At 39.8% G+C, this 6630-nt stretch carries 8 protein-coding genes; 1 reads left to right on the forward strand and 7 read right to left on the reverse strand.

Going from position 1 to position 6630, the window contains the following annotated elements; translation table 11 throughout:
* Positions 1-3: 3 nt before the first annotated feature.
* The 7 genes from ACOI1D_RS13720 to ACOI1D_RS13750 form a co-directional block, all read right to left on the reverse strand.
* Positions 4-969, reverse strand: a complete 966-nt coding sequence (locus ACOI1D_RS13720; protein WP_422501855.1) for a hypothetical protein — start codon at positions 967-969, stop codon at positions 4-6.
* Positions 970-983: 14 nt separating this feature from the next.
* On the reverse strand, positions 984-1247 hold the full coding sequence (locus ACOI1D_RS13725; RefSeq protein WP_422501856.1) for a BMC domain-containing protein: 264 nt from the start codon (positions 1245-1247) through the stop codon (positions 984-986).
* A gap of 29 nt (positions 1248-1276) precedes the next feature.
* Positions 1277-2602 (reverse strand): UbiD family decarboxylase, encoded by a 1326-nt coding sequence (locus tag ACOI1D_RS13730; protein WP_422501857.1) that lies wholly within the window; start codon positions 2600-2602, stop codon positions 1277-1279.
* 11 nt (positions 2603-2613) lie between these two features.
* Positions 2614-3174 carry a UbiX family flavin prenyltransferase gene (locus ACOI1D_RS13735; protein WP_422501858.1) on the reverse strand — a complete coding sequence of 187 codons (561 nt, stop codon included), beginning with the start codon at positions 3172-3174 and terminating at the stop codon, positions 2614-2616.
* 21 nt (positions 3175-3195) lie between these two features.
* Positions 3196-3789: a cysteine hydrolase family protein gene (locus ACOI1D_RS13740; RefSeq protein ID WP_422501859.1), complete on the reverse strand. Its 594-nt coding sequence runs from the start codon at positions 3787-3789 to the stop codon at positions 3196-3198.
* A gap of 16 nt (positions 3790-3805) precedes the next feature.
* The gene (gene allB / locus ACOI1D_RS13745) at positions 3806-5287 is read right to left on the reverse strand and encodes an allantoinase AllB (protein ID WP_422501860.1); all 1482 of its coding nucleotides are present in this window, start codon (positions 5285-5287) and stop codon (positions 3806-3808) included.
* Between the two features lie 266 nt (positions 5288-5553).
* Complete coding sequence (locus ACOI1D_RS13750; RefSeq protein WP_422501861.1) at positions 5554-5919, reverse strand: Na-translocating system protein MpsC family protein; 366 nt, start codon at positions 5917-5919, stop codon at positions 5554-5556.
* A 227-nt stretch (positions 5920-6146) separates the two neighbouring features.
* Here ACOI1D_RS13750 and ACOI1D_RS13755 point away from each other — a divergent pair, with 227 nt between their 5' ends.
* Positions 6147-6566 carry a hypothetical protein gene (locus ACOI1D_RS13755; protein WP_422501862.1) on the forward strand — a complete coding sequence of 140 codons (420 nt, stop codon included), beginning with the start codon at positions 6147-6149 and terminating at the stop codon, positions 6564-6566.
* Positions 6567-6630 lie beyond the last annotated feature (64 nt).

The raw sequence follows: 6630 nt of genomic DNA on the forward strand, positions 1-6630 counted from the left end.
GAATTACATGATCATGTCAGAGCTTACTAAACGCGCTGCTTCTTTTTTTAATTCTGCAACCATCTTGGAAATCACGTGATAATTCCCTTCAAAAAATATATAATTGCTATTGATTTCATAGGTGAAATCACTGCTTTCAAAACTTTTCAATAGCGTATCCATAAGCAAGATACTAGAGTAGTAGGATATCCCCTCCAGAAAAGCAATCGCTTCTGTAGACGGTGTAATGTTCATTTGCTTTGACAACCACGGACTAGGTGATATCGCTGTATATGCTTCGTACTGTTTCAACGAACGTCGATTTAACTTTTGAAAAATATCATTCATTATTTTCTCTAATCGATCCACATCATCATCATATAATTCTGCTGTGAACGGAGTCTGACCATCTTTATTCCAACTTATATGAAATTTAACATCCTGGTTGTTTCGGATAATTTCATTAATTAACAAAATATGGCTTGGTAGACATTCAGGCATTTTTACGACACCTACCGCCACACTATTGAGTGATCGTTGAAAACTTCCCATCAAATCCTCAGCTAGTTGTGGGAAAAACCAGACACATCCCCCTTTTTTGATGGTCCCTATTATTCTTGAAGATTTTGCCTTACCAGTATACTGTTGAGAATACGATTTACTTTTAGTTGGAACATTACCCTGGACAAGAGACTTGGAATGTAATTTCGAAATAGACTCTTCATTAAACTGTTTCGGTAGTAAAGAAACACTGCGGCTTTTTATGGCTTTATCAGCAGGCTTAGATGAAGACGCAGTATTACCTACATTCTTCGCATCGAACGAAAGTCTTTGCGTTTTGTTTAAAAGTTGATAGTTTGGTCGTTTAATATTTTGGAGTGGGATGTCTAGCTCCGACTTCTTCTGTATTGCATCATTATCCTGACTAGTTACTGGCTTTCTATCTCCCTGCAAAATCTCCTGTACAACCTGTTTCATGACATCCGACAATGTTTACACCCCCTTTACAGGATTTTTTTCAACTCTGAATGTGGCCTTGGAATCACGCAGTATGAAATAAGTTCTCCACCTGTTCGTTCGGGTGCAAGTCTTCCTATTTCTATTGCATAGCTTACGTCAGAAACATCTCCTTCAATAATCACTGTTATTAAACCTGAGCCAACTCTTTTCATATCGACTAAGCGGATGTTTGCTGCTTTTGCCATTGAATCCAATGCTTCTATGGCTGGGGTCAGGCCTCTTGTTTCGACTAATCCTATTGCGCTCATCTATTTACTCTCCCATCTTGATCATTTGCTTACAGATAATCGTTTAAATTGATTTTCTGAATCGGGACAGATGTTCTTTTAAATTGTTCCTTTTCGGATAATGGGTATGTAGCGTCTATTCCCATCTTCGCCGATACGCCTCTTAAATTGTGGGATGACTCTAAGGGGGATCCCTTTGCCCCGGGTACTATAAAGACATCCAGATCGGCTTGGCACCTAGTAGCAATCGCCCACTCAACATCTTCAGGGTTAAAAATATCTACATCATCGTCTACCACAACAACATGCTTCAAGTCTTTATCACTTGCAAAGGCCGCCATTGCGGCTTGCTTGGCATCACCTTCTGACTTTTTTTCTATCTGAATCACAGCATGCAAACGAGCAGCCGCAGCCAATGTGATGTGGACAGCTTTAACATTTTCTACAACCTGTCTAACCGTACTAAACAACGTCACTTCACGGATCAGACACATCGGCAGCCTCTCCTCTGAACTTGAAGGGAAAATAGTTTGTGAAATTGGGTTATTCCTATAGGTTATTGCCGACATTTCAACAATTGGCTGTGGTCCATTACCACCATAATAACCACCAAGCTCGCCAAAAGAACCCTCCTGATCCCTTTCATGTGGGAGGATTTTTCCCTCCATTACAAATTCTGCTTCTGCCAACACATCAATATCGACTGTCTTGCACCGAACAACATCGAGTGGTTGCCCAAGAAGTGCACCTGCTATATCAAATTTATCTGCGTGGTGTAAATGAGTACTAACCTGAGACGCTAAGACAATTGCTGGAACAACACCAAGCATGATTGCAACTTCCATTGGCTCTCCTCGTTCTTCAAAATAAGCATACTGTCTCCTAAGCTCAGGTGACGTGATCACAATATTCGTTCTATTCTCTCCAATGAACTTCATTCTCCGGATAGAGGTATATCTCTTTTTACCTTCTAGGTCGTTAACAACTAATACCCCGGAGACAAAGTAAGGTGCACAATCCTCTGTATGAAAGGTAGGAATAGGAAAAAAATCGTCTAAATCAAAAGGACCTGTCACAACATTTTCATGAACCGGACCTGTTGGCACCCTATTCGTTGGAATTGGATTGATAATTGAATCAATGATTTTCGGAATCAATTCCGTTTCATCAATACCAATACTATCTGCCATCAATTTGCGGCTTCCTCCCAAACCAGCAGCCATTGGTACGGAATAACCTTTAACATTGTCGAACAGAAAAGGTTGTTCCCCCTTAAGCGTCCTTACAACTGCACCAAGCTCATACTCTGCATTCACTTCTTTCTTTATTCGATAAAGTAAACCACGGCTTTCCCAATCGGCAAGCAACTCTCTCATAGTGAGGGGGTTCAATTCTGTTCACCCCATCTTTCCATTAATTCATGTTCAATTCCCAGTTCATCAAGAATACGAGCAACCATGAAATTGACAAGTTCCCAAATTTCAGTTGGACGATTATAAAATGCTGGACTTGCTGGTAAAATTGATACCCCAGCTTCGGCTAGTGAAGTCATGTTTCTTAAATGAATAACATGAAACGGGGCTTCCCTCGGCACGATGATAAAGTTTCTTCTTTCCTTCATAACAACACTGGCTGCACGACTTAAAAGTGTATCCCCCACTCCGTTAGCAATTGCACCCAATGAGTTCATTGAGCAGGGTACAATGACCATTCCATCCGTCTTAAAAGATCCACTTGCCACTGAAGCAAACAGGTTTTGATTATCATGAATGATCGCATACTCTTTTAAGTCTTTGATTTTCACTCCGCATTCAAATTGCATTACCTTTACTCCCATTTCAGTAGCAATTAAATGCGTTTCAATTCCCATTTGGTGGAGGGCGCGAATCAATGTATATCCATACAATGATCCGCTTGCTCCAGTTATGCCGACAATGACCCTCATCATTCGGCCACTTTCAAAACTTTATTAAACAGTCTGCTGGTTATGGGAGAATTTTTTCTTGGCAGCTTTTTTATAGTCTTCTGCAGTCATGATTTCTCCGAATAAATCCATGTCACGGAGACCAGAACGATGCATATCATCGTCTTTCGATGCTGTTGCATCAGACAAAGCGATAACATTATACCCATGATAAAGAGCATCAGACGCGGTGCTTCTCACACACACATTTGTCCAAACACCTGTAAGCACAACCGTGTCAATTTTCTCTTCTCTTAAAAATAAATCGAAATCAGTAAAGCTAAAAGCACTGTGTCGGCGTTTTTGTACCACGTAATCCCCTTTTTCCTCTTCCGGTTCAAGCTCAGATACAAACTGTGAACCCCATGTTCCCTTAATTGCATGTACTGGTCTTACTTTAAAGTCCGCATCATTTTTCCGATGAGCCTCCTGGACGTGGATGACCTGTATGGCGTTTTCATGGCAAAAGTCAATTGCTCCCCTGATTTCAGGCACAATCTTTTCTCCACTTTCACATCTAAGGGATGCCTTTTCACCAATAAAGTCATTTAACATATCAATAACAACAAGTGCATGCTTGTTACCTTTTAGTTCTGTCATCGTAAATCACCCCTCTCTAATTTCTGCTTAACGCCTTTTCTATTCTTTGCTGCGCTTCGGCTTCTTTTGCAGATGGTTCATATGTTTCAAATTTTATTCCGCGGTCTAATCGCTGAATGCTTTGTCGTTTAACAAATTGACCATAACCAGGCTCCCCTAAGATACCCCCGTCATCTTCATCATAGATAACTTTTCCACGGACAATCGTCTGGATTGGTTTTCCTTTTAATTTCATTCCGTGAAGTGGATTGTATTTTGCCATTGATTCCGTTTTTTGTTCATCAATCGTATATTCACGATCTAAATCAATTACTGTAAAATCAGCATCACTACCAAGCTCCAACGATCCTTTTTTTGGATAAATACCATAATGGATAGCAGCGCTTCTACTTGTAACTTCAACAAATCTAGAAAGTGACAAACGCCCTTTGTTTAAGCCTTCACTAACGAGTATCTGAACCATCGTTTCAACCCCAGGAATTCCAGGAAAACTATTCCACGTATCAGAATCTGGAGCATCTTTTTCAGTTGCAATTTCATATGGTGCGTGATCAGTCCCAATAAAATCAACCGTACCATCACCAAGCGCCTGCCAAAAAACTGCATTATCTTCTTTCTCCCTAAGTGGTGGAGCAATTTTAGCAAAAGTTCCACGTTCAGTCATCGAATCCTGGGCATTGAGAACGAGATAGTGTGGACATGTTTCCGCTGTCACTTTTACGCCACGCTTTTTCGCATCCCTGACGAGCTCTACCCCTTCTTTCGTACTCATGTGAACGACATGAACACGTGCTCCAGTTGCTTCCGCAAAACTGATAATTAGTTGGATTGCAACTTTTTCAGCAAGAGCCATTCTTGCTTCTGCCCACGCAGGACCGTCCATACGTCCCTCTTTCTTCAACTTTTCGGTATAAAACGTACAAATATCATAGTTTTCTGCATGAACACCTATTGGTAATCCTGTTTTTGCAATATGACTGAAGATTTCAAGCATCTCTCCATCCGTTACTTTTGGAAACGACGGGACAGAAGGTGTCATGTAAACTTTAAAAGCAACGACTCCCTCTTCAATCTGAGGATAAATATTATCCAGCCAGCCCTCACGTACATCTTCACCCGTCATTCCACCCCAAAAGCAAAAGTCCACATAGGCTTGACCTTTAAGTGGGGCAAGCTTTTTATGAAAACTTTCACCATCCCGTACAGAAGGTTTACTGCAGCATGGCATGTCAATATGGGTCGTAATTCCACCCGCTGCAGCAGATCTGCTTCCTGTCGCAAATGTCTCCCGGTGGGTAAATCCTGGATCCATAAAATGTGTATGTGGATCAATACACCCTGGTACAACAAGGTTTCCTTTGATATCAATTACCTCATCAGCCGATAAACCAACTAACGAATTCGCAAACCCGACAATCTCTCCGTTATCTACCATAATGTTTGTTTGTACTTTCCGATCTCCCTGAGGAATAACAGCATTTTTCAAAATTAAGTCCATTTAATCTCTCTCCTTTATTTATATATATAGTAAGTGTTGGTTTTATATAACTCTTGTTACACTGCAAAAGCTACTTAATAGCTAATCACCTCCTTTATAAAAAATTTTATATAAAAAACCGCAGATTCGGAAAATCCCCATAAATTAATCTACAGGAAAAATCCTAAATCTGCGGTTTAACTAAACCCTCGTAAAACAAAGATTATATGTAACCGCTCCAGCAACTGTATGGAAAATAAACGACCAAGCGTTTAGGTTCCACGAAGTTAAAGAAGTTCTATGTTTTTTGTTTCAAATATTATTACGCAACACGCATGTTCTGTCACCGTATCATAATCTTTTAAGACAGAAACTACTTTAAGACCAGTTACTTCTTCAATCTCTTTTTTCAGTTTAGATTTGAACTCAACAATTAGCGCTGCATCAGCAAAAGTTGTCAGTTCCCTAAAGTTTTCACTCAACGCTTTAAATGCCGGAATTCGTTTATGCTGTGCAAAAATAATAAGCCTATCACAAAATACATTGATCCTCTGACTTATCACTCCAGTTGCATAAAAATCCTGATTAATCTTGTTATAAGCCTGAGCAACGTTCTTTTTTAATGATCTCGTTTCAGGTGAGGTAGCATTCACAATTCCGACCCCCTATTACCCTATATTCTAATCAACAAGTTAAGACTTGTCAAGATATTATTTGAATATTTTAAATTGACAAAATACGACTAAAGTTTGTAAATCGTTTGTAGAAATTGTCGATAAATCATTAAATCACGATAACGAAAAAGTTAAAAATGGATGAATGCACATATTCTCTCTAGTCGAATATCCTAACATTGAAATCACTGAAGGAGTGAATAGCTATGCATAACAATAACTACAATCAACAAGCTGAAACACCAATGAATTACCAATACCCGGAACACCTTCATACTCACGTGAATGATATTTATAATCGTAGCCTAGGATTACTGAAAAAAAGAGTAAGGATAATCACCGTTGATCAAAATGAATATAAAGGTATTCTCGATCATGTTGATAATAAACATGTTTATTTGCTTTTTGACCATGACAGAGAGGAAGAATCTAATAGTCAGGAAAGTGATTCCCGATATGGTTACGGGTATGGAGGCTATGGAGTGGGACCCGGATACGGTGCAGGAGTTGGATATGGTGCAGTACCTGGTTATGGCGCCGGTGTTGGATACGGCGGCGGTTTTGGCGCAGGTCTGGGCGGTGCAATTCTCCCCCTAGCAGCTTTAACTGCTATTTCAGCACTATAGCAATCAAACTTTCTACCAAAAATGGTGCACAATTGATGTGCACCGTTTCATATTATTTGATTAT

Origin of the sequence: Virgibacillus sp. DJP39 (assembly GCF_049310925.1) — a bacterium.
Lineage (GTDB): Bacteria > Bacillota > Bacilli > Bacillales > Amphibacillaceae > Virgibacillus_F.